This window comes from Arthrobacter sp. Soc17.1.1.1 (assembly GCF_036867195.1).
Lineage (GTDB): Bacteria > Actinomycetota > Actinomycetes > Actinomycetales > Micrococcaceae > Arthrobacter_D.
On record NZ_JBAJII010000001.1, the window covers coordinates 2,887,530 to 2,909,344 of the forward strand.

The window sequence follows — 21,815 nt, forward strand, 5'->3', positions numbered from 1 at the left end:
CTATTCACCACCCTCACGACGCACGATGCGTGCCTTCAACGGCAGCTTGTGGATCGCGAGGCGCAGGGCTTCGCGGGCTACCTCTTCGGAAACACCGGACAGTTCGAAGAGAACACGCCCCGGCTTGACGTTGGCCACCCACCACTCGGGCGAACCCTTACCGGAACCCATGCGGGTCTCGGCAGGCTTCTTGGTCAACGGGCGGTCCGGATAGATGTTGATCCAGACCTTGCCGCCACGCTTGATGTGACGGGTCATGGCGATACGAGCGGACTCGATCTGACGGTTGGTGACGTAGGCCGGGCTCAGAGCCTGGATACCCCACTCACCGAAGCTGACCTCGGTACCGCCGGTTGCAGCGCCCGAACGACCCGGGTGGTGCTGCTTACGGAATTTGACGCGACGTGGGATAAGCATTTAAGCCTGTCCTCCTTCAGCCGCAGCCGGAGCTGCGGCGGTCTCGGCGGGTGCCGAGGCACCCTGGCCCTCGGAGCGCTCAGGCGCACGACGACGACGGTCGCCTCCACGGTCGCCACCACGGTCGGCGCCGGCAGGGCCACGGCCCGGACGGTCTCCACCGCGGCCGCGGGAAGGAGCTGCTGCAGCCTGGGCTGCGAGTTCCTTCGCCGTGACGTCACCCTTGTAGATCCAGACCTTCACGCCGATGCGGCCGAAGGTGGTCTTCGCTTCGAAGAAGCCGTAGTCGATGTTGGCGCGGAGCGTGTGCAGGGGAACGCGTCCCTCGCGGTAGAACTCCGAACGGCTCATTTCTGCGCCACCCAGGCGACCGGAGCACTGGACACGGATGCCCTTGGCGCCGGCACGCTGTGCGGACTGCATGGCCTTCTTCATCGCACGGCGGAACGCCACGCGTGAGGAGAGCTGCTCGGCGATGCCCTGGGCGACGAGCTGAGCCTCGATCTCGGGGTTCTTGACCTCGAGGATGTTCAGCTGGACCTGCTTGCCGGTGAGCTTCTCGAGCTCGCCGCGGATGCGGTCCGCCTCTGCTCCACGGCGGCCGATGACGATGCCGGGACGTGCCGTGTGGATGTCCACGCGGACGCGGTCACGGGTACGCTCGATCTCGACCTTGGCGATGCCGGCGCGGTCCATGCCGGTCGACATCAGCTGGCGGATCTTGATGTCTTCGCGGACGAAGTCACGGTAGCGCTGGCCCGGCTTGTTGCTGTCGGCGAACCAGTGTGACCGGTGGTCAGTGGTGATGCCGAGTCGGAACCCGTGCGGGTTTACTTTCTGTCCCACTTAGCGGACCTCCACTTTCTGAGGGGTAGCGACGACAACCGTGATGTGGCTGGTCCGCTTGTTGATGCGGAACGCGCGGCCCTGGGCACGCGGACGGAACCGCTTCATCGTGGGGCCTTCATCGACGAATGCTTCGCTGATGATGAGGTTGTCCTCGTCGAAGGCGACGCCGTCACGGTCCGCGAGGACGCGGGCGTTGGCCATCGCTGACTGGACCACCTTGAATACCGGCTCCGAAGCAACCTGTGGGGCAAACTTCAGAATAGCCAGAGCCTCATTCGCCTGCTTACCACGAACAAGGTTGACGACGCGCCGGGCCTTCATAGGCGTTACGCGGATATGACGCGCAATAGCCTTGGCTTCCATTGCTTTCCTTCTCTCGTCTTAGCCGTAAGAGCAGCGCCTAGCGGCGCTTGCCCTTGCGGTCGTCCTTAACATGGCCGCGGAAAGTCCGCGTGGGAGCGAATTCGCCGAGCTTGTGCCCGACCATCGACTCGGTGACAAACACCGGGATGTGCTTGCGTCCGTCGTGCACCGCGATCGTGTGCCCGAGCATGTCGGGGACGATCATGGAGCGGCGGGACCACGTCTTGATGACGTTCTTCGTGCCCGATTCGTTCTCGCGAGCGACCTTTACGTAAAGGTGCTGATCGACGAAGGGGCCTTTCTTCAGGCTGCGTGGCATGTCTCCAGGCTCCTATCGCTTGTTCTTGCCGGAACGACGGCGACGCACGATGAGTGAGTCGCTCTCTTTGTTGGGGCGACGCGTACGGCCTTCGGCCTTACCGTTCGGGTTGACCGGGTGGCGTCCACCGGAGGTCTTGCCCTCGCCACCACCGTGCGGGTGGTCGACCGGGTTCATCGCGACACCGCGGACGGTCGGGCGGATGCCCTTCCAGCGGTTACGGCCGGCCTTGCCCCAGTTGATGTTCGACTGCTCGGCGTTGCCGACCTCGCCGATCGTCGCGCGGCAGCGGACGTCGACGTTGCGGATCTCGCCGGAGGGCAGTCGCAGCTGGGCGAAGCGGCCTTCCTTGGCGACGAGCTGCACCGACGCACCGGCGGAGCGTGCCATCTTCGCGCCGCCGCCCGGGCGGAGCTCGACCGCGTGGATGACGGTACCCACGGGGATGTTGCGCAGCGGCAGGTTGTTGCCGGGCTTGATGTCGGCCCCGGCACCGGCCTCGACGAAGTCGCCCTGCTTGAGCTTGTTCGGCGCGATGATGTAGCGCTTGGTGCCGTCGACGTAGTGCAGGAGGGCGATGCGCGCGGTGCGGTTCGGATCGTACTCGATCTCCGCGACGCGGGCGTCGACGCCGTCCTTGTCGTGGCGGCGGAAGTCGATCAGGCGGTACTGACGCTTGTGTCCACCGCCCTTGTGGCGGGTCGTGATCTTACCGGTGTTGTTACGTCCACCCTTCTTGGGAAGGGGACGGACCAACGACTTTTCCGGCGTCGACCGTGTGATTTCAGCGAAGTCGGCAACGCTCGAGCCGCGACGGCCCGGGGTTGTCGGCTTGTATTTACGGATTCCCATAACTCAATTCCTCGTTAAAGTGGTCTCCGCTCTAGGAGAGCGGACCGCCGAAGATGTCGATCGAGCCCTCTTTGAGGGACACGATGGCACGCTTGGTGCCCTTGCGCTGGCCCCAGCCGAACTTGGTGCGCTTGCGCTTGCCAACCCGGTTGATGGTGTTGATGGAGTCGACCTTCACGGAGAAGATCTTCTCGACCGCCAGTTTGATTTCTTCCTTGTTCGAGCGGGGGTCGACCAGGAAGGTGTACTTGCCTTCGTCGATCAGGCCGTAGCTCTTCTCCGAGACGACGGGTGCAATGACGACGTCGCGCGGATCCTTTGCGATGGTGCCGCTCACTTGGCATCCTCCTCGGAGATGACATCAGCCGAGCCGACGAACTGGTCGTAGGCGGCCTTGGTGAAGATCACGTCATCGGAGACCAGCACGTCGTACGTGTTGAGCTGGTCTACGTAGAGGACGTGCACAGCGGGGACGTTGCGCACGGACAGTGCGGCGACGTCGTTGGCACGCTCGATCACGACGAGCAGGCGGGGCCGCTCGGAGATCGCGCGCAGGGTCTCGATGGCACCCTTGGTGGACGGCTTGCCGCCGGTCACCAGGGACTCGAGGACGTGGATACGGCCGTTGCGTGCCCGATCCGAGAGGGCTCCGCGCAGGGCGGCTGCCTTCATCTTCTTGGGGGTGCGCTGGCTGTAGTCGCGGGGCGTGGGCCCGTGGACGACGCCGCCGCCGGTCATGTGAGGGGCGCGGATCGAACCCTGGCGGGCACGACCGGTTCCCTTCTGCTTGAACGGCTTGCGACCTGCGCCACTGACCTCGGCGCGGGTCTTCGTCTTGTGCGTACCCTGGCGGGCGGCAGCGAGCTGGGCGACGACGACCTGGTGCAGCAGCGGCACGTTGGTCTGAGCGTCGAAGATCTCCGCGGGGAGATCGACCTGGACAGTGTTGGCAGCCATGTGGCTATGCTCCCTTCACGGCGGTGCGTACGAGGACGACCTGGCCGCGGGCGCCGGGGACGGCACCCTTGATCAGCAGCAGCGACTTCTCGGCGTCGACAGCGTGAACCCGCAGGTTCAGCGTGGTCTGACGAACGGCACCCATGCGGCCTGCCATTTTCATTCCACGGAAGACGCGGCTGGGGGTGGATGCTCCACCGATGGAACCGGGCTTGCGGTGGTTCTTGTGGGCACCGTGCGAGGCACCGACGCCGTGGAAACCGTGGCGCTTCATGACGCCGGCAAAGCCCTTGCCCTTGGTGGTGCCGATGACGTCGACCGTCTGGCCGGCCTCGAACATCTCGACGGAGAGTTCCTGACCGAGCGAGTAGGAGTCGGCGTCGGACGTGCGCAGCTCGACCACGTGACGGCGGGGCGTGACGCCTGCCTTCTCGAAGTGGCCGGCGAGCGGCTTGGTGACCTTGCGGGGATCGATCTGGCCGAAGCCGATCTGCACGGCCGTGTAGCCGTCCTTGTCCGCGCTCAGCAGCTGCGTGATGACGTTCGAGTCAGCCTGGATGACGGTGACGGGGATGAGGATGTTGTTCTCGTCCCAGACCTGGGTCATGCCGAGCTTGGTGCCCAGCAGGCCCTTGACCTGACGCGTAAGTGAAGTAGACATGAGTATCCGCTCTCCCTTACAGCTTGATTTCGATGTTCACGTCCGCAGGCAGATCGAGACGCATGAGCGAATCGACGGCCTTGGGCGTGGGATCAATGATGTCGATCAGACGCTTGTGAGTACGCATTTCGAAGTGCTCACGGCTGTCCTTGTACTTGTGCGGGGACCGGATGACAACGAATACGTTCTTCTCCGTGGGCAGGGGCACGGGGCCCACTACCGTTGCGCCTGCGCGCGTCACCGTCTCAACGATCTTCCGGGCTGAAACATCGATGACCTCGTGGTCATATGACTTCAGCCGGATGCGGATTTTCTGTCCCGCCATGGCGTCTCGACTCTCTCTCTCACTGCCTGAGCAGTTCCGGTACATTCGTACATTTCGTGCGCCCGTTGTACGGCGCTTCCTGAACAGGCTGAATCCGGAAGGATCCGGGTTCCTCACCCTGCCAGGGCTCCGACCCCCGCGCTCGGGCGTGTCGTGCTGTATCCGGGATGGGACATAGTGTGGACACACGCTCCGCGTCTTCCGGCTGAGCCGGTCGGGGTGGATTCATCTTTGGGCTTCGCATTGTGGTGGACCTGATCCCTGCATCGGGCATTATCCCGACCGGGACGAGGTCTCGGACCGCACGCGGAAGCACTTGAACAACTTATCCAGTCTCGCAGATCACCGGCCCGATTGCGAACCGGGCCGGTTCCACGCGGCGTGATCTCAATGACTTGGACCCACCTCGGAGCCACCTCGGAGCCGCTTCCGAGCCGCTTCCGAGCCGCTTCCGAGCCGGCTTCCGAGCTGCATACGAGCCGCACGTCAGGACGGCGGGGTGAGGCGGCGGTCGGGCGGCGGCTGGACCGCCGGCGCACCGGCGCCTGTACCCGGGTCGGGCGCCGGACCGGAGGAGGCTGCAGAACCGGGCGGTGCGATCGAACCGGGCGGTGTCGCCGGACCGGGCGGTGCGGTCGGGACGCCGGTGTCCGAGGCGGCGGTCGGGCCCTGCGACTGGCGATTGAGCTTCCAGACGGCGAACGCCAGCAGCAGCAGCGCGGCCACCGTCAGCAGCAGGAACGTGAAGCCCCGCAGGAACCAGAGCAGTGCGAGGGCGATACCGATGGCTCCCCACAGGCTGAACCGGCGCCTCGACAGCGCGACACCGGCGAGCAGGAGGACGACGTGTCCGCACAGGGCCCACACCTGTTCGCCCGTCGTGCCACCGGCCACGGTCATCAGTCCGGTGGCCGAGAGGACGGCGGCCGAGGCCGTGAGCCAACGGGCGCCCCTGGTCCGGGTACCGCGGGTGAAGGACCAGGCCGAGAGCAGGGCGAGGGCCACCACCCACCACTGGGCCGCCCAGAACACGTCGATCGCACCGAGGAGGAGCCAGGCCACACGCTGTGCGCACAGGACCACGACCAGGAAGACCACCTCGGAGCACTGGGCACGGACCCGCGCGGGCACCTCCCCCAGCGCGAGGACCGCCACGGCCGCGAGGACCACCGAGCCGGCGACGGCCGAGGAGTCCGCCGGCATGGCGAGCACCGCGGCAAGCGCGGTCCAACCGAGTGCTGCTCCACCGAGGATGCGGAACCGGAGGCCGCCCTCGTCCTGACCCGGCAGGAACACGCGGGCGAGGTGGAGGACGGCGGCGGCCAGGACGGCGCCGCACAGCAGGCGGAGGGCGCCGGTGTCGAGCCCCCGGCCCGAGGCCTGGTCCACCTGATCGACGAAGGCCGTCGCGGCGACGATCACCGACACGGCTCCCCCTGCGTCCAGCACGGCGGGCGCTTCCCGTTGCGCGAGGGCGAAACAGGCACCGGCCGCGATCCCGGCGACCACGACGCGGTCCCAGCCGGCACCGTCCTCGAAGGCGAACAGGACCGCCTCGAGGACGAACACCCCGGCACCGACCCGGGCCGGCGTGCGGAAGCGGGCCGCAGCGGACCGGAGGCGTACCACGACGAACGCGACAGCACAGGCGACCGCGACGAGCGCCGCGACCGGCTCCGACAGCGGTGCGACCGGCAGGAGCCCCGCCCGCCCGGTGGGCAGCACCCCGGCGAGCACGGCGATGAGTGCGACGACGGCGTAGAGCGCCGGGTAGGCCGCGGCGCCCATGCGCTGGACCAGGTACAGGACCGAGGACACCACCCCGAGCAGCGCCAGGTGCAGCACGATCACATCAAGCTGCACGCGCGGGTTCCCGAGCACCAGGTAGGCCAGGGGCAGGACCGCCAGCACACCGACGCTCAGCCAGGCCGACGAACCCTGCAGCCCCGCCTGGCGCAACCTGGAGCGCAGGAGCGCCCGCACCACCTCCTGCAGGGCGACGCTTGCCGCGATCGCCGCGAGGACCCCGTGTACCGTCAGCTCCAGATCCGCGGAGACGGTGGCCGTCAGGGCCGTGAAACACAGCTGGGCCGCCAGGAGGTAGGCGCCACGGCGTGTGCGGCCGAGCGCACGCCGTGCCAGGAGGGCGCCGTAGGCGACACCGACGACGAGCAGCACCTCGTAGGAGTGGATCCCGAAGCCCGCGGCGGTGCCCCCCAGCGCTGCCACCAGGAGCGAGGCAGGCCCGAGAGCCTCCACCAGCGCACCCGGACCAGCCGGGAGGCCGGGACCCGCTCCTGTCGCCGGGCTGCTCGTCGGCAGCGGCGTCGCGCCCGCGAGGGGCAGGACCAGCGAGGTGATGCAGCCCGCGAGGACACAGCTCCAGAGACCGATCGCCGCGATGGCGAAGGTCCCGGCACCGGCCGCGAGGGCGACCACCGTCACGAGGGACGCCCCGCCCGCGACGCACACCACCCAGCTGCCGTAGCCGCCTCCCGGATGCCGCCGCGATCGGAGTGCCTCGGCGAGCTGGTTGACCACGAGGGCGAGAACGAGGGCGAGTCCGGCGAGCTCCCCGACGCCCCCCGTCGGCACCCCCGAGGACGCGACGTGGACCAGCACGGCGACCGGCGCAAGCGCGGTGACCGCAGCGCGTGCCGCCAGCATGAAACGTTCCCGATGAAGACCACCGGAACGGAGGCCCCGTACGAGGAGATGGATCGCGGTGAGGGACAGGACCACCTCCGTCCGCCAGGGATCGTCCCAGTGCGTCACGGCACCGAGCACCACCCCCGGGAGGACGAGCGCCTCGAACGCGCCCGCACAGCGCACCGCGATCGCCATGCCCGTGACCAGCACGAGCAGCATCGGCAACAGGGCGTCGGGCGAACCGCTCGGCGCCGCAGCGGTCGGGACGACGGACGAGAGGACCACCGCGGCTGCCACGAGCGTCATGACGGAGAACGTCACGAGGACGTCCAGGGCGTAGCGGGATGCGCCTGCCTGTCGGTCGGGGTGGTGCCCGGCCTCCTCGACGGCGGGCCGGCGCGCGCTGTCGAGGAAGCCTCGGACGCGGTCCCGGGCACCGAGCAGGCCCACGACCTGGAGCGCGAGGCACACGGCGAGGATGAGCGCTCCCCACGACGTCGAGCAACCCGCCGCCCACGCGACCAGGACGGCGGCGATGCTCCCCACGGACCTCAGCGCATAGAAGTGCTGGATCCTGGACAGTTCGAAGAACGCCAGCAGGGCCGCGTAGTAGGCGGTCGCCACGACCCACAGCTGGGCGCGGTCGGCCGTGGTCAGGAGCCCGCCGAGAAGCAGCGAGGCCACGAGCGCGGTGGGTGCCAGCAGCCGGTGCGTGTCCACCACCGCGCGCGAGATCACCGTGGGCAACCATGGCGGAGCGAGGCGCAGCAGTGCCGCCAGGACCGCCGCCACACCGATGGAGCACGTGAAGTACCAGACGAGGGCGCCGCCGAGGAGCGACACCGAGGACAGCGCGATGGAGAGGAAGAACGGCAGGGCCAGGAAGGCGACGACCCGGCTCTGCAGCCGGACCGCGGCCGCGACGTAGGCGATGGTCCCGACGAGAGCTGTCGCGAACCAGGCGGACGCGCCGTGGCCGGTGAGGACTCCGAAGAGCAGCCCTGCGACCGGCAGCAACGCGAGTCCTGTCCCCGTGAAGGCGACAGCGGCGGGCCGCAGTCGCGGCAACCGCGTGTACAGGACGAGGCCGCTGCAATAGAAGAGCGCCACGACGACACCGATCGTCACCGCCTTGGCGGCGCCGGGAACCGCCGCTCCGATGAACAGGCCGCCCGCAGCCACCAGCAGCAGGCTGGCCGAGTACAGCGCGATGTTGATGTTCCGCAGCTCCCTGGCGGCCCGCTGTGCAGCGCGATCCTCCGCGCTGGGCGCCGGAGGACCCTGGACACCGAGCGAGGGAGCAGGCCCGAGGGTATCTCCCGGGGGAACCGCCGATCGCTCGCCCGCGGCGAGCGACGCGGCGGCATCCTCCGGTCCTGCCGGGGGCCCCGACATCGGCGCCGGCGCATGCTGATGCTGCGGGACATTCCATGGCTCCGGCGTCGCACCGTAGGGGCCAGGCGTCGCCGTGACCTGCGAGTCCGGATGCCGGTCTGCGGCTCCTGCGGACGGGTCCGCCGCGGCCGGGACCTGCGGGTCCGGATGCCGGCCTGCGGCTCCCCCGGAGGCGCCCGGCCCACCGCCGGCCCATGCGCCGGCCGCCGCAGCGCCACTGCGGTAGCCCTGATCGTACGCGACCGCGAGGGCCTGCCTGGCCGACCCGCCGTGCCGGGCCCGGCGCCGTGTGATGGCGCTCCCCGTGACGTATCCGGCACCGAAGATGCCCAGCACGACCCCCAGAAGTACCGCTAGAACCAGACCCACTACCGCTCCCCCATGACCGGTCGGCTGCCCGCCCTTCCGGTCAGTATAGGCAGGGCGCCGTGCGCATCACCGGACCCACGGTGCCCTGTGGACGACGGGTCGGCCGCCGGCGGGACCGGTTAACGAAAGAACCCCCGCCGCAGACGGCAGGGGTTCCTTCGTGCTTCAGCAGTGCTGAGTGATCCGGAAGACTACTTCAGGATCTTGGTGACGCGTCCCGAACCAACGGTGCGGCCGCCTTCGCGGATCGCGAAGCCGAGGCCCTCTTCCATGGCGATGGGCTGGATGAGCTCGACGGTCATCTCGGTGTTGTCGCCGGGCATGACCATCTCGGTGCCCTCGGGGAGGGTGATGACGCCGGTCACGTCCGTGGTACGGAAGTAGAACTGCGGGCGGTAGTTCGAGTAGAACGGGTTGTGACGCCCGCCCTCGTCCTTCGCCAGGATGTAGACGTTGGCCTCGAAGTCGGTGTGAGGGGTGATGGAACCTGGCTTCACGATGACCTGGCCACGCTCTACGTCTTCGCGCTTGATACCGCGGAGCAGCAGACCACAGTTCTCGCCGGCCCAGGCCTCGTCGAGCTGCTTGTGGAACATCTCGATACCGGTGACCGTGGTCTTCTGGACCGGACGGATACCGACGATCTCGACCTCGGAGTTGATGGCGAGGGTTCCACGCTCGGCGCGACCCGTGACGACGGTTCCACGACCGGTGATCGTGAAGACGTCCTCGACAGGCATGAGGAACGGCTTGTCCTTGTCGCGGATCGGGTCGGGGACGTTGTTGTCAACGGCTTCCATGAGGTCCTCGACGGACTTGACCCACTCGGCGTCGCCCTCGAGAGCCTTCAGGCCCGAGACGCGGACGACGGGAGCGTCGTCACCGTCGAAGCCCTGCGAGCTGAGGAGCTCACGCACCTCCATCTCGACGAGATCGAGGAGTTCCTCGTCGTCGACCATGTCGGACTTGTTCAGCGCGACCAGCAGGTAGGGGACGCCCACCTGGCGGGCGAGCAGGACGTGCTCCCGGGTCTGAGCCATCGGGCCGTCGGTGGCGGCGACGACCAGGATCGCGCCGTCCATCTGTGCGGCACCGGTGATCATGTTCTTGATGTAGTCGGCGTGACCGGGGGCGTCGACGTGTGCGTAGTGGCGCTTCTCGGTCTGGTACTCGACGTGCGAGATGTTGATCGTGATGCCGCGCTGCTTCTCCTCGGGAGCCGAGTCGATCGACGCGAAGTCACGCTGCTCGTTGAGAGTGGGGTACTTGTCGTACAGCACCTTCGAAATGGCAGCCGTCAACGTCGTCTTTCCATGGTCGACGTGACCGATGGTTCCGATGTTAACGTGCGGCTTAGTCCGCTCGAACTTTGCCTTCGCCACGGGTTCCTCCTAGAACGTTTGAGAAGATCTGCTTCCCAGCCGCGCTTTTCGCAGCTGAAACTCATGCAAGTCTACTGGGGGCTTTTGGTTTTGATGAAATTGCGGGTTCGCCGCCGGACCACGCGTCCGGCGGCGGGAGGACGGGCCGGCCTGCCCTTGAACAGGCCGGCCCGTCTGCGGGACGACTACTCGCCGCGGGTCTTCTGGATGATCTCGTCGGCTACTGCCTTCGGGACCTCCGAGTAGCTGTCGAACTGCATCGAGTACACGGCACGACCCTGGGTCTTGGACCGCAGGTCACCGATGTAGCCGAACATGCCCGAGAGGGGCACGTGGGCGCGGATGACCTTCACGCCACTCGCGTCCTCCATGGACTGCATCTGGCCACGGCGGGAGTTGAGGTCACCGATGACTTCACCCATGTATTCCTCAGGGGTGCGCACCTCGACGTCCATGAGGGGCTCGAGCAGCACGGGCTGTGCCATGCGCGCGGCCTCCTTGAACGCCATGCGACCGGCGATCTTGAACGCCATCTCCGAGGAGTCGACGTCGTGGTAGGCGCCGTCGAGCAGCGTGGCCTTGATGCCGACCACGGGGTAGCCCGCGAGGACACCGTCGTTGAGTGCATCCTGGATGCCGGCATCGACACTCGGGATGTACTCGCGCGGCACGCGGCCACCGGTGACCTTGTTGTCGAACGAGTAGAGCTCGCCGTCGGCCGTGTCCAGGGGTTCGATCGCGATCTGGATCTTCGCGAACTGGCCGGAGCCACCGGTCTGCTTCTTGTGCGTGTAGTCGTGCTTCGCGACGGCGCGCTTGATCGTCTCGCGGTAGGCGACCTGGGGCTTGCCCACGTTCGCCTCGACCTTGAACTCGCGGCGCATGCGGTCCACGAGGATGTCCAGGTGGAGCTCGCCCATGCCGGCGATGATCGTCTGTCCGGTGTCCTCGTTGAGGGACACCTGGAAGGTGGGGTCCTCGGCCGAGAGCTTCTGGATGGCCGTGGACAGCTTCTCCTGGTCACCCTTGGTCTTCGGCTCGATGGCCACCGAGATCACGGGCTCCGGGAAGCTCATGGACTCGAGGACGATCTGGTTCGCCGAATCGGACAGGGTGTCACCGGTGGTGGTGTCCTTCAGGCCGATCGCCGCGTAGATGTGGCCCGCAAGGGCCTCCTCGACGGGGATCTCCTTGTTGGCGTGCATCTGGAACAGCTTCCCGATGCGCTCCTTCTTGGTCTTCGTCGAGTTCGTCACCTGCGTGCCGGCCGAGATCTGGCCCGAGTACACGCGGATGAAGGTGAGCTGACCGAAGAACGGGTGCGTGGCGACCTTGAACGCGAGGGCCGAGAACGGCTCTTCCGTGCTGGGCTTGCGCGTCAGCTCGGTCTCCTCGTTGCGGGGATCGTGGCCGATCATCGGGGGGACGTCCAGGGGCGACGGCAGGTAGTCGATGACGGCGTCGAGCATCGGCTGCACACCGCGGTTCTTGAACGCGGAACCGCAGAGGATCGGGTAGAGCTCGGAGTTGATCGTCATCTTGCGGATGCCGGCCTTCAGCTCCTCGATGGAGATCTCCTCGCCCTCGAGGTACTTGTTCATGAGCTCGTCGGAGGACTCGGCGACGGTCTCGACGAGCGCAGCGCGGTACTCCTCGGCCTTCTCCTTGAGATCGGCGGGGATCTCCTGGATCTCGTACTTGGCACCCATGGTCACGTCACCCTTGGCATCGCCGGGCCACACGAGGGCACGCATGTGGAGCAGGTCCACGACACCGATGAAGTCGTTCTCGGCGCCGATGGGGAGCTGCAGCACGAGGGGCTTGGCGCCCAGGCGGCTGATGATGGTGTCGACGGTGAAGTAGAAGTCGGCGCCCAGCTTGTCCATCTTGTTGACGAAGCAGATGCGGGGGACCTCGTACTTGTCGGCCTGACGCCAGACGGTCTCCGACTGGGGCTCGACGCCCTCCTTGCCGTCGAACACGGCGACGGCGCCGTCGAGGACGCGCAGGGAGCGCTCGACCTCGACGGTGAAGTCGACGTGCCCGGGGGTGTCGATGATGTTGATCTGGTTGTTCTCCCAGAAGCAGGTCACGGCGGCAGACGTGATGGTGATGCCGCGCTCCTTCTCCTGTTCCATCCAGTCGGTGGTGGAGGCACCATCGTGCGTCTCGCCGATCTTGTGGTTTACACCCGTGTAGAACAGGATGCGCTCGGTAGTAGTGGTCTTGCCGGCATCGATGTGGGCCATGATGCCGATGTTGCGGACCTTGTTGAGGTCGGTAAGCACGTCCTGTGCCACGGTGTCTCCCTTTTGACGAGAATGGAGTTCTGCTGGCCTAACGGCCGGGCCGTCCCTTGTGGGTGACGGCCCGACCGGCAGTTCTGACTACCAGCGGTAGTGTGCGAAGGCCTTGTTGGACTCGGCCATCTTGTGGGTGTCCTCGCGACGCTTCACGGCGGCACCGAGGCCGTTGGAGGCGTCGAGGATCTCGTTCTGCAGGCGCTCGGTCATCGTCTTCTCGCGGCGGGCCTTCGAGTAGCCGACGAGCCAGCGGAGGGCCAGGGCGGTGGACCGGCCGGGCTTGACCTCGACGGGGACCTGGTAGGTGGCTCCACCGACGCGGCGTGAGCGGACCTCGAGGGTCGGCTTCACGTTGTCCATGGCCTTCTTGAGGGCTGCGACGGGGTCGCCGCCGGACTTGGCACGTGCACCTTCGAGGGCGCCGTAGACGATGCGCTCTGCGGTGGACTTCTTACCGTCGACGAGCACCTTGTTGATCAGCTGCGTGACCAGGGGCGAACCGTAGACGGGATCTACAACGAGCGGCCGCTTCGGGGCCGGGCCCTTACGAGGCATATTACTTCTTCTCCATCTTTGCGCCGTAGCGGCTGCGAGCCTGCTTGCGGTTCTTCACGCCCTGGGTATCCAGTGCGCCACGGACGATCTTGTAGCGGACACCGGGGAGGTCCTTCACACGGCCGCCGCGCACGAGCACGATGGAGTGTTCCTGGAGGTTGTGTCCGACACCGGGGATGTACGCGGTGACTTCGATACCACCGTTGAGGCGCACGCGGGCGACCTTGCGGAGAGCCGAGTTCGGCTTCTTCGGGGTGGTGGTGTAGACGCGGGTGCAAACGCCGCGCTTCATGGGGCTGCCCTTGAGTGCGGGCGCCTTGGTCTTGGAGACCTTAGGTGACCGGCCCTTGCGGACCAGCTGGTTAATCGTAGGCACTTTCGTGTTCTCCGTAATGTCCGAGAATGAGATTCCTGTCGCCCTACTCCGCGGCCACGGCGGCTTCGCAGGGCCGTACCGTCCGGAGATCGGGATGATCAGTCGTTTGGCGCATCACCAACTGACAAGCTGCCGCAGAACGACTGTAGGCGTGCGAAAATGTGGCATTCGCTGTACAACTTACGTACAACACGGAGATACGTTTCGCAACGCCGATCCACTGCCACACAAACAATTGGTCCCAAGTCTACCAGAGATCGGGTGCCGTCCCGTGCGGACGGTACTCCCCCGTGTGGTAGGGGGCCTGCCCATCGACGGGAAAGGCCCCGGACCGCGTAGGTCCGGGGCCTCTCCTGATGGGCCGTGGATCAGCGGAAGTCGCTGTTGCCCATGTCGTAGTCGTCCAGCGGGATGGCGTGGAACTCGGGGCTCAGGCCGCCCTCCACACCGGCGTAGTCGAAGTCGCTGAACGCGCTCGGACCGGTGAAGAGGTTCGCCTTGGCTTCCTCGGTGGGCTCGACCGTGACCTTCGTGTAGCGGTCCAGGCCGGTACCGGCCGGGATGAGCTTACCGATGATCACGTTCTCCTTGAGGCCGAGCAGCGGATCGCTCTTGCCTTCCATGGCGGCCTGCGTGAGGACACGCGTGGTCTCCTGGAAGGAAGCGGCCGACAGCCACGACTCGGTGGCGAGCGACGCCTTGGTGATACCCATGAGCTCGGGACGGCCTGAGGCCGGCTTCTTGCCCTCGGACACCACGCGGCGGTTCTCGTCCTCGAAGCGGCGACGCTCGGCCAGCTCACCGGGGAGCAGGTCCGACTCGCCGGACTCGATCACGGTGACGCGCCGCAGCATCTGCCGGACGATGACCTCCACGTGCTTGTCGTGGATGCCCACACCCTGGCTGCGGTACACGCGCTGCACCTCGTCGACCAGGAATTCCTGGGCCTTGCGGGGGCCGAGGATTCGCAGGATCTGCTTCGGGTCGACAGCACCGAAGACGAGCTGCTGCCCGACCTCGACGTGCTCGCCGTCGGCGACCAGGAGGCGTGCACGGCGCAGGACCGGGTACGCGATCTCCTCGGAGCCGTCGTCGGGGGTGACCACCAGGCGGAGCTGCTTCTCGGCATCCTCGATGGTGACGCGCCCTGCGACCTCGGAGATCGGGGCGACACCCTTGGGGGTACGCGCCTCGAAGAGCTCCTGGATACGGGGCAGACCCTGGGTGATGTCCTCCGCGGAGGCCACACCGCCGGTGTGGAAGGTACGCATGGTCAGCTGCGTGCCGGGCTCACCGATCGACTGCGCGGCGATGATGCCGACGGCCTCTCCGATGTCCACGGTCTTGCCGGTCGCGAGGGACCGGCCGTAGCAGAGCGCACACGTTCCGACACTGGACTCGCAGGTGAGCACGGAGCGCACCTTGATGTCCGAGATACCGGCCTCGAACAGTTCACCGATGAGCACGTCTCCGACGTCCGAGCCTGCAGCGGCGAGCACTGCACCCTTGGAGTCGACGACGTCGGTGGCCAGCGTACGGGCGTAGGCCGAGTTCTCGACCTCCTCGTGCAGCACCAGCTCGCCGTCGGCGTTCGGCACGGCGATCGTGACCTTCAGGCCACGCTCCGTCCCGCAGTCGTCCTCGCGGACGATGACGTCCTGCGACACGTCGACCAGGCGACGGGTCAGGTAACCCGAGTTGGCCGTACGCAGCGCGGTGTCGGCGAGGCCCTTACGAGCTCCGTGCGTCGCGATGAAGTACTCGAGGACCGACAGGCCCTCGCGGTACGAGGACTTGATCGGACGAGGGATGATCTCGCCCTTCGGGTTGGCCACGAGACCACGAATACCGGCGATCTGGCGGACCTGCAGCCAGTTACCACGTGCACCGGAGGACACCATGCGGTTGATGGTGTTGTCCTTCGGCATCGCGGCACGCATGGATGCGGCAACCTCGTTGGTCGCCTTGTTCCAGATGTCGATGAGCTCCTGGCGGCGCTCCTCGTCGGCGATGAGGCCCTTGTCGAACTGCGACTGGACCTTGGCGGCCTGCGTCTCGTAGCCCTCCATGATGCCGGCCTTGTTGATCGGCGCGGAGATGTCCGAGATCGCGACGGTGACGCCCGAGCGGGTGGCCCAGTAGAAACCGGCGTCCTTCAGGTTGTCCAGCGTCGCCGCCGTGACCACCTTCGGGTAACGCTCCGCGAGATCGTTGACGATCGTGGAGAGTTGGCCCTTGTCGGCGACCTTCTCCACCCAGGGGTAGTCCAGGGGAAGCGTCTCGTTGAACAGGACCTGTCCGAGGGAGGTCTCGATGAGCGCGGGCGTACCCGGCTCCCAACCCTCGGGAGCGGCGATGTCGGCGCTCGGCACGAAGTTGTCCACGCGGATCCGGACCACCGAGTTGAGGTGGAGCGAGCCCATGTCGAAGGCCATGATGGCCTCGGCCATGCTGGTGAACACGCGACCCTCGCCGGCACTTCCCTCACGCTTGGTGGTGAGGTGGTGCAGGCCGATGATCATGTCCTGCGAGGGCAGGGTGACCGGACGGCCGTCGGACGGCTTCAGGATGTTGTTCGAGGAGAGCATCAGGATGCGCGCCTCGGCCTGGGCCTCGGGGCTCAGCGGCAGGTGCACCGCCATCTGGTCGCCGTCGAAGTCCGCGTTGAAGGCACCACAGACCAGCGGGTGGAGCTGGAGTGCCTTGCCCTCGACGAGCTGCGGCTCGAACGCCTGGATGCCGAGACGGTGCAGGGTGGGTGCACGGTTCAGCAGCACGGGGTGCTCGGTGATGATCTCCTCGAGCACGTCCCACACCTGGGGGCGGTAGCGCTCGACCATCCGCTTGGCGCTCTTGATGTTCTGCGCGTGGTTGAGGTCCACCAGGCGCTTCATCACGAACGGCTTGAAGAGCTCCAGGGCCATCTGCTTGGGCAGGCCGCACTGGTGCAGCTTCAGCTGCGGGCCGACGACGATGACCGAACGGCCCGAGTAGTCGACGCGCTTGCCGAGGAGGTTCTGGCGGAAACGACCCTGCTTGCCCTTCAGCATGTCCGAGAGGGACTTCAGGGGACGGTTGCCCGGTCCGGTGACAGGGCGGCCGCGGCGGCCGTTGTCGAACAGGGAGTCGACCGCTTCCTGCAGCATGCGCTTCTCGTTGTTGACGATGATCTCGGGGGCACCGAGATCGAGCAGGCGCTTGAGGCGGTTGTTGCGGTTGATGACGCGGCGGTACAGGTCGTTGAGGTCGGACGTCGCGAAACGGCCACCGTCGAGCTGGACCATGGGGCGCAGTTCCGGCGGGATCACCGGCACGGCGTCGAGGACCATGCCCAGGGGGCTGTTGGTCGTCGTCAGGAACGCGTTGACCACCTTCAGGCGCTTCAGGGCACGCGTCTTCCGCTGGCCCTTGCCGTTCTGGATGATGTCGCGCAGCAGCTCGGCCTCGGCGGGCATGTCGAAGTTCTCGAGGCGCTTCTTGATCGCCTCGGCTCCCATCGAACCCTCGAAGTACAGGCCGTAGCGGTCGCGGAGTTCGCGGTACAGGCCCTCATCGCCCTCGAGGTCGGCGACCTTGAGGCTCTTGAAGCGGTCCCACACCTGAACGAGGCGCTCGATGTCGGCGTCGGCACGCTTGCGGACGTTCGCCATCTGGCGGTCGGCCGAGTCGCGGGCCTTCTTCTTGTCGGCAGCCTTCGCACCTTCGCCCTCGAGGCGGGCGAGCTCGTCCTCGAGGTCCCGGGCGATCGCGGCGATGTCCGCGTCGCGCTGGTCCGTCATCTGCTTCTTCTCGAGGTCGTGCTCGGCCTGGAGGTTCGGCAGTTCGGCGTGGCGGTTCTCCTCGTCGACCGAGGTGATCATGTAGGCGGCGAAGTAGATGACCTTCTCGAGGTCCTTGGGGGCAAGGTCGAGGAGGTAGCCGAGGCGTGAGGGCACGCCCTTGAAGTACCAGATGTGCGTGACGGGGGCGGCGAGCTCGATGTGGCCCATGCGCTCACGGCGCACCTTGGCACGCGTCACCTCGACGCCGCAGCGCTCACAGATGATGCCCTTGAAGCGCACGCGCTTGTACTTGCCGCAGTAGCACTCCCAGTCCCGGGAGGGGCCGAAGATCTTCTCGCAGAAGAGGCCGTCCTTCTCGGGCTTGAGCGTACGGTAGTTGATGGTTTCCGGCTTCTTGACCTCACCGTAGGACCAGCCGCGGATTTCGTCCGCGGTGGCGAGGCCGATCTGCATGAGGCCGAAGGAGGATTCGCTGGACATAGGGTCCCTGTTCTCTCTTTGTTCTCTAAATTCTTGAAGTCTTATGGGTGCGGCGGGCAGCTGGGCCCACACCGGGCCGGTGTTCGAGGAAGCGGCCTTCAATATTCCAAGGCCGTCCGCGGCCGCCAGGAATTTCGTTGGCCGCGTTCGAACACCGGTTCGGCGTGGTGAAACCTAGACTTCCTCGACAGAACTCGGCTCGGCCCGTGAGAGGTCGATGCCCAGTTCCTCCGCGGCCCGGAAGACTTCTTCATCCGAGTCACGCATCTCGATCGTCGTGCCGTCGGTGGAGAGGACCTCCACGTTCAGGCAGAGCGACTGCATCTCCTTGATGAGGACCTTGAAGGACTCGGGGACACCCGGCTCGGGGATGTTCTCGCCCTTCACGATGGCCTCGTACACCTTGACGCGTCCGTGGATGTCGTCCGACTTGATGGTCAGGAGTTCCTGCAGCGTGTACGCCGCGCCGTAGGCCTCGAGGGCCCAGACTTCCATCTCACCGAAGCGCTGTCCGCCGAACTGCGCCTTACCACCCAGCGGCTGCTGCGTGATCATCGAGTACGGGCCGGTGGAGCGCGCGTGGATCTTGTCGTCCACCAGGTGGTGGAGCTTCAGGATGTACATGTAGCCCACGGAGATCGGGTCCGGGAACGGCTCGCCGGAGCGGCCGTCGAACAGCCGCGCCTTGCCGGATTCGCCGATGAGGCGGTCTCCGTCACGCGTGACGTTCGTGGAACCGAGCAGGCCGACGATCTCGTCCTCGGTGGCGCCGTCGAACACGGGGGTCGCGACGGTGGTCGTGGCGATCTCCCGGGGGAGGTTCGGGAGGTTCTTCAACCACTCCGGCTCGCCCTCGATCTTCCAGCCCTGCTTGGCTGCCCAGCCGAGGTGGATCTCGAGGACCTGGCCCACGTTCATGCGTCCGGGGACGCCGAGCGGGTTCAGGACGATGTCGACGGGCGTGCCGTCCTCCAGGAACGGCATGTCCTCGATCGGCAGGATCTTGGAGATGACGCCCTTGTTGCCGTGGCGGCCTGCGAGCTTGTCGCCGTCCGTGATCTTGCGCTTCTGCGCCACGTACACGCGGACCAGCTGGTTGACGCCCGGGGGCAGCTCGTCGTCGTTGTCGCGGTCGAAGATGCGCACGCCGATGACGGTGCCCGACTCGCCGTGGGGGACCTTCAGCGAGGTGTCGCGGACTTCGCGGCTCTTCTCGCCGAAGATGGCGCGCAGCAGGCGCTCCTCGGGGGTCAGCTCCGTCTCGCCCTTGGGCGTGACGCGACCGACGAGGATGTCGCCGGCCTCGACCTCGGCACCGATGTGGATGATGCCTCGCTCGTCGAGCGCACCGAGGACCTCCTCGGAGACGTTCGGGATGTCACGCGTGATCTCCTCGGCACCGAGCTTGGTGTCGCGGGCATCGACTTCGTGCTCCTCGATGTGAATCGACGTCAGGACATCGTCGGAGACGATGCGCTGCGACAGGATGATCGCGTCCTCGAAGTTGTGACCCTCCCAGGACATGAACGCCACGAGCATGTTCTTGCCGAGCGCGAGCTCGCCCTGGTCCGTGGAGGGACCGTCGGCGATGATCGTGTTGTACTCGACGCGATCGCCCTCGGAGACCAGGACGCGCTGGTTGTACGCGTTGCCCTGGTTCGAGCGGGCGAACTTCATGATCGGGTAGTTCGTCTCCGTGCCGTCGTCGTTGAGGACGCTGACCAGGTCGGCCGACACCTCGTTGACCACGCCGGCCTTCGTCGCGGTGACGGCGTCACCGGCGTCGACGGCTGCGTTCTTCTCCATGCCGGTGCCCACGAGGGGACGCTCGGAACGGAGCAGGGGCACGGCCTGGCGCTGCATGTTCGCACCCATGAGGGCGCGGTTCGCGTCGTCGTGCTCCAGGAACGGGATCATCGCGGTCGCGACGGACACCATCTGGCGCGGGGAGACGTCCATGTACTCGACCTCACCGGGCTCGACGAGCACGGGCTCGCCCGAACCACCACGCGTCCGCACGAGGACCATGTCCTCGGTGAACGTGTTGTCGGCGTCGAGGGGCGCGTTCGCCTGGGCGATGAGGCGCTCCACCTCGTCGTCGGCGGTCAGGTAGTCGATCTGGTCGGTGACGAGCCCGTCGACGACCTTGCGGTACGGGGTCTCGATGAAGCCGAACGCGTTGATGCGGCCGTACGAGGCGAGCGAACCGATGAGGCCGATGTTCGGGCCTTCAGGGGTCTCGATGGGGCACATGCGGCCGTAGTGCGACGGGTGGACGTCACGGACCTCCATGCCGGCGCGGTCACGGGACAGGCCACCCGGGCCCAGCGCGGACAGGCGACGCTTGTGCGTCAGTCCGGCGAGCGGGTTGTTCTGGTCCATGAACTGCGACAGCTGGGAGGTTCCGAAGAACTCCTTGATCGCGGCGACGACGGGGCGGATGTTGATCAGGGTCTGCGGCGTGATCGCCTCGACGTCCTGCGTGGTCATCCGCTCACGGACGACGCGCTCCATGCGGGACAGGCCTGTGCGGACCTGGTTCTCGATGAGCTCGCCGACGGCGCGGATGCGTCGGTTGCCGAAGTGGTCGATGTCGTCGACCTCGACGCGCAGCTCGACGTCGCCGCCGTCGCGCTTGCCGCCCAGGGTCTTCTCGCCGGCGTGCAGCGCCACCAGGAACTTGATCATCGCGACGATGTCGTCGATGTTCAGCACCGAGGCGTCGGAGTCCGTGAGGTCCTTGTCGATGCCGAGCTTGCGGTTGATCTTGTACCGGCCGACCTTCGCGAGGTCGTAGCGCTTCGGGTTGAAGTACAGGTTGTCCAGGAGCGTCTGGGCAGCCTCGACCGTGGGGGGCTCGCCCGGTCGCAGCTTGCGGTAGATGTCCAGGAGGGCGTCCTCGCGGGTCTCCGTGGCGTCCTTCTCCATGGTGGCGCGGATGGAGTCGTACTGGCCGAACTCCTCGAGGATCTGGCCTTCGGTCCAGCCGAGGGCCTTGAGCAGCACGGTGACGGACTGCTTGCGCTTGCGGTCGAGGCGCACGCCGACCTGGTCGCGCTTGTCGATCTCGAGCTCGAACCAGGCGCCGCGCGACGGGATGATCTTCGCGCTAAAGATGTCCTTGTCGCTGGTCTTGTCGGCGGTGCGCTCGAAGTAGGCACCGGGCGAACGGACGAGCTGCGACACGACGACACGCTCGGTGCCGTTGATGACGAAGGTGCCCTTGTCGGTCATGAGGGGGAAGTCACCCATGAACACGGTCTGCTGCTTGATCTCGCCCGTGTTGTTGTTCATGAACTCGGCCTTGACGTACAGCGGGGCGGAGTAGGTCGCGTCGCGATCCTTGCACTCGGCCATGGTGTACTTCGGGTCCGCGAACTCGGGCTCGGAGAAGCTCAGGGACATGGTGCCCTGGAAGTCCTCGATCGGAGAGATCTCCTCGAAGATGTCGGCCAGACCGGAGGTGGTGGCTACACCCTGCAGTCCCTTCTCCAGCGCTTCCTCTACGCGGGCCTTCCAGCGCTCGTTGCCGACGAGCCAGTCGAAGCTGTCCGTCTGCAGGGCGAGGAGGTTGGGAACTTCAAGCGGTTCGTGAATCTTTGCGAATGAGAGCCGGGGTGCGGCGCCGTCGGCGTCGACCTGGCTGGTAGCGGTTGCATTATTAGAGGTGCTCGGGGCGACCAAGAGGGATCCTTCCACAGACCGTCAGGCTTGTCAGCGTTTTCGCCTCAGCACCGCCACCGCAGTATGCTGCGGGGATCTCAGTGCTCACCGGGTCTGC

General features: G+C 66.5%; 16 protein-coding genes. All 16 read right to left on the minus strand.

Going from position 1 to position 21,815, the window contains the following annotated elements:
* The 16 genes from rplP to rpoB all read right to left on the minus strand — a co-directional run bounded on the left by rplP (nt 1) and on the right by rpoB (nt 21,718).
* Nucleotides 1–417 carry a 50S ribosomal protein L16 gene (rplP, locus tag V6S67_RS13355; protein ID WP_049829176.1) on the minus strand — a complete coding sequence of 139 codons (417 nt, stop codon included), beginning with the start codon at nt 415–417 and terminating at the stop codon, nt 1–3.
* Nucleotides 418–1,263 carry a 30S ribosomal protein S3 gene (rpsC, locus tag V6S67_RS13360; protein WP_104179309.1) on the minus strand — a complete coding sequence of 282 codons (846 nt, stop codon included), beginning with the start codon at nt 1,261–1,263 and terminating at the stop codon, nt 418–420. It lies immediately after the preceding gene.
* A complete protein-coding gene (gene rplV, locus V6S67_RS13365; protein ID WP_105032923.1) occupies nt 1,264–1,629 on the minus strand; it encodes a 50S ribosomal protein L22 in 366 nt (121 codons plus the stop codon).
* Between the two features lie 37 nt (nt 1,630–1,666).
* The gene (gene rpsS, locus V6S67_RS13370; protein WP_026549122.1) at nt 1,667–1,948 is read right to left on the minus strand and encodes a 30S ribosomal protein S19; all 282 of its coding nucleotides are present in this window, start codon (nt 1,946–1,948) and stop codon (nt 1,667–1,669) included.
* 12 nt (nt 1,949–1,960) lie between these two features.
* The gene (gene rplB / locus V6S67_RS13375; RefSeq protein WP_104050959.1) at nt 1,961–2,800 is read right to left on the minus strand and encodes a 50S ribosomal protein L2; all 840 of its coding nucleotides are present in this window, start codon (nt 2,798–2,800) and stop codon (nt 1,961–1,963) included.
* Between the two features lie 31 nt (nt 2,801–2,831).
* Nucleotides 2,832–3,137 carry a 50S ribosomal protein L23 gene (rplW, locus tag V6S67_RS13380; RefSeq protein WP_026531955.1) on the minus strand — a complete coding sequence of 102 codons (306 nt, stop codon included), beginning with the start codon at nt 3,135–3,137 and terminating at the stop codon, nt 2,832–2,834.
* Nucleotides 3,134–3,757 carry a 50S ribosomal protein L4 gene (gene rplD, locus V6S67_RS13385; protein WP_104050960.1) on the minus strand — a complete coding sequence of 208 codons (624 nt, stop codon included), beginning with the start codon at nt 3,755–3,757 and terminating at the stop codon, nt 3,134–3,136. Before rplD ends, rplW begins: the two co-directional genes overlap by 4 nt.
* A gap of 4 nt (nt 3,758–3,761) precedes the next feature.
* A complete protein-coding gene (gene rplC / locus V6S67_RS13390; protein WP_104050961.1) occupies nt 3,762–4,418 on the minus strand; it encodes a 50S ribosomal protein L3 in 657 nt (218 codons plus the stop codon).
* Nucleotides 4,419–4,434: 16 nt separating this feature from the next.
* On the minus strand, nt 4,435–4,743 hold the full coding sequence (gene rpsJ / locus V6S67_RS13395; RefSeq protein ID WP_026531952.1) for a 30S ribosomal protein S10: 309 nt from the start codon (nt 4,741–4,743) through the stop codon (nt 4,435–4,437).
* A 486-nt stretch (nt 4,744–5,229) separates the two neighbouring features.
* Nucleotides 5,230–9,156: a hypothetical protein gene (locus V6S67_RS13400; RefSeq protein ID WP_334210697.1), complete on the minus strand. Its 3,927-nt coding sequence runs from the start codon at nt 9,154–9,156 to the stop codon at nt 5,230–5,232.
* 191 nt (nt 9,157–9,347) lie between these two features.
* On the minus strand, nt 9,348–10,538 hold the full coding sequence (gene tuf, locus V6S67_RS13405) for an elongation factor Tu (RefSeq protein ID WP_104050963.1): 1,191 nt from the start codon (nt 10,536–10,538) through the stop codon (nt 9,348–9,350).
* Between the two features lie 185 nt (nt 10,539–10,723).
* Nucleotides 10,724–12,838, minus strand: coding sequence for an elongation factor G (fusA, locus tag V6S67_RS13410; protein WP_334210698.1), 2,115 nt, complete (start codon nt 12,836–12,838; stop codon nt 10,724–10,726).
* Between the two features lie 87 nt (nt 12,839–12,925).
* The gene (rpsG, locus tag V6S67_RS13415) at nt 12,926–13,396 is read right to left on the minus strand and encodes a 30S ribosomal protein S7 (protein ID WP_043440595.1); all 471 of its coding nucleotides are present in this window, start codon (nt 13,394–13,396) and stop codon (nt 12,926–12,928) included.
* A 1-nt stretch (nt 13,397) separates the two neighbouring features.
* Nucleotides 13,398–13,772 carry a 30S ribosomal protein S12 gene (gene rpsL / locus V6S67_RS13420; protein ID WP_026545668.1) on the minus strand — a complete coding sequence of 125 codons (375 nt, stop codon included), beginning with the start codon at nt 13,770–13,772 and terminating at the stop codon, nt 13,398–13,400.
* A gap of 368 nt (nt 13,773–14,140) precedes the next feature.
* Nucleotides 14,141–18,034 carry a DNA-directed RNA polymerase subunit beta' gene (locus V6S67_RS13425; RefSeq protein WP_334210699.1) on the minus strand — a complete coding sequence of 1,298 codons (3,894 nt, stop codon included), beginning with the start codon at nt 18,032–18,034 and terminating at the stop codon, nt 14,141–14,143.
* A 174-nt stretch (nt 18,035–18,208) separates the two neighbouring features.
* On the minus strand, nt 18,209–21,718 hold the full coding sequence (rpoB, locus tag V6S67_RS13430) for a DNA-directed RNA polymerase subunit beta (RefSeq protein ID WP_334210700.1): 3,510 nt from the start codon (nt 21,716–21,718) through the stop codon (nt 18,209–18,211).
* Nucleotides 21,719–21,815 lie beyond the last annotated feature (97 nt).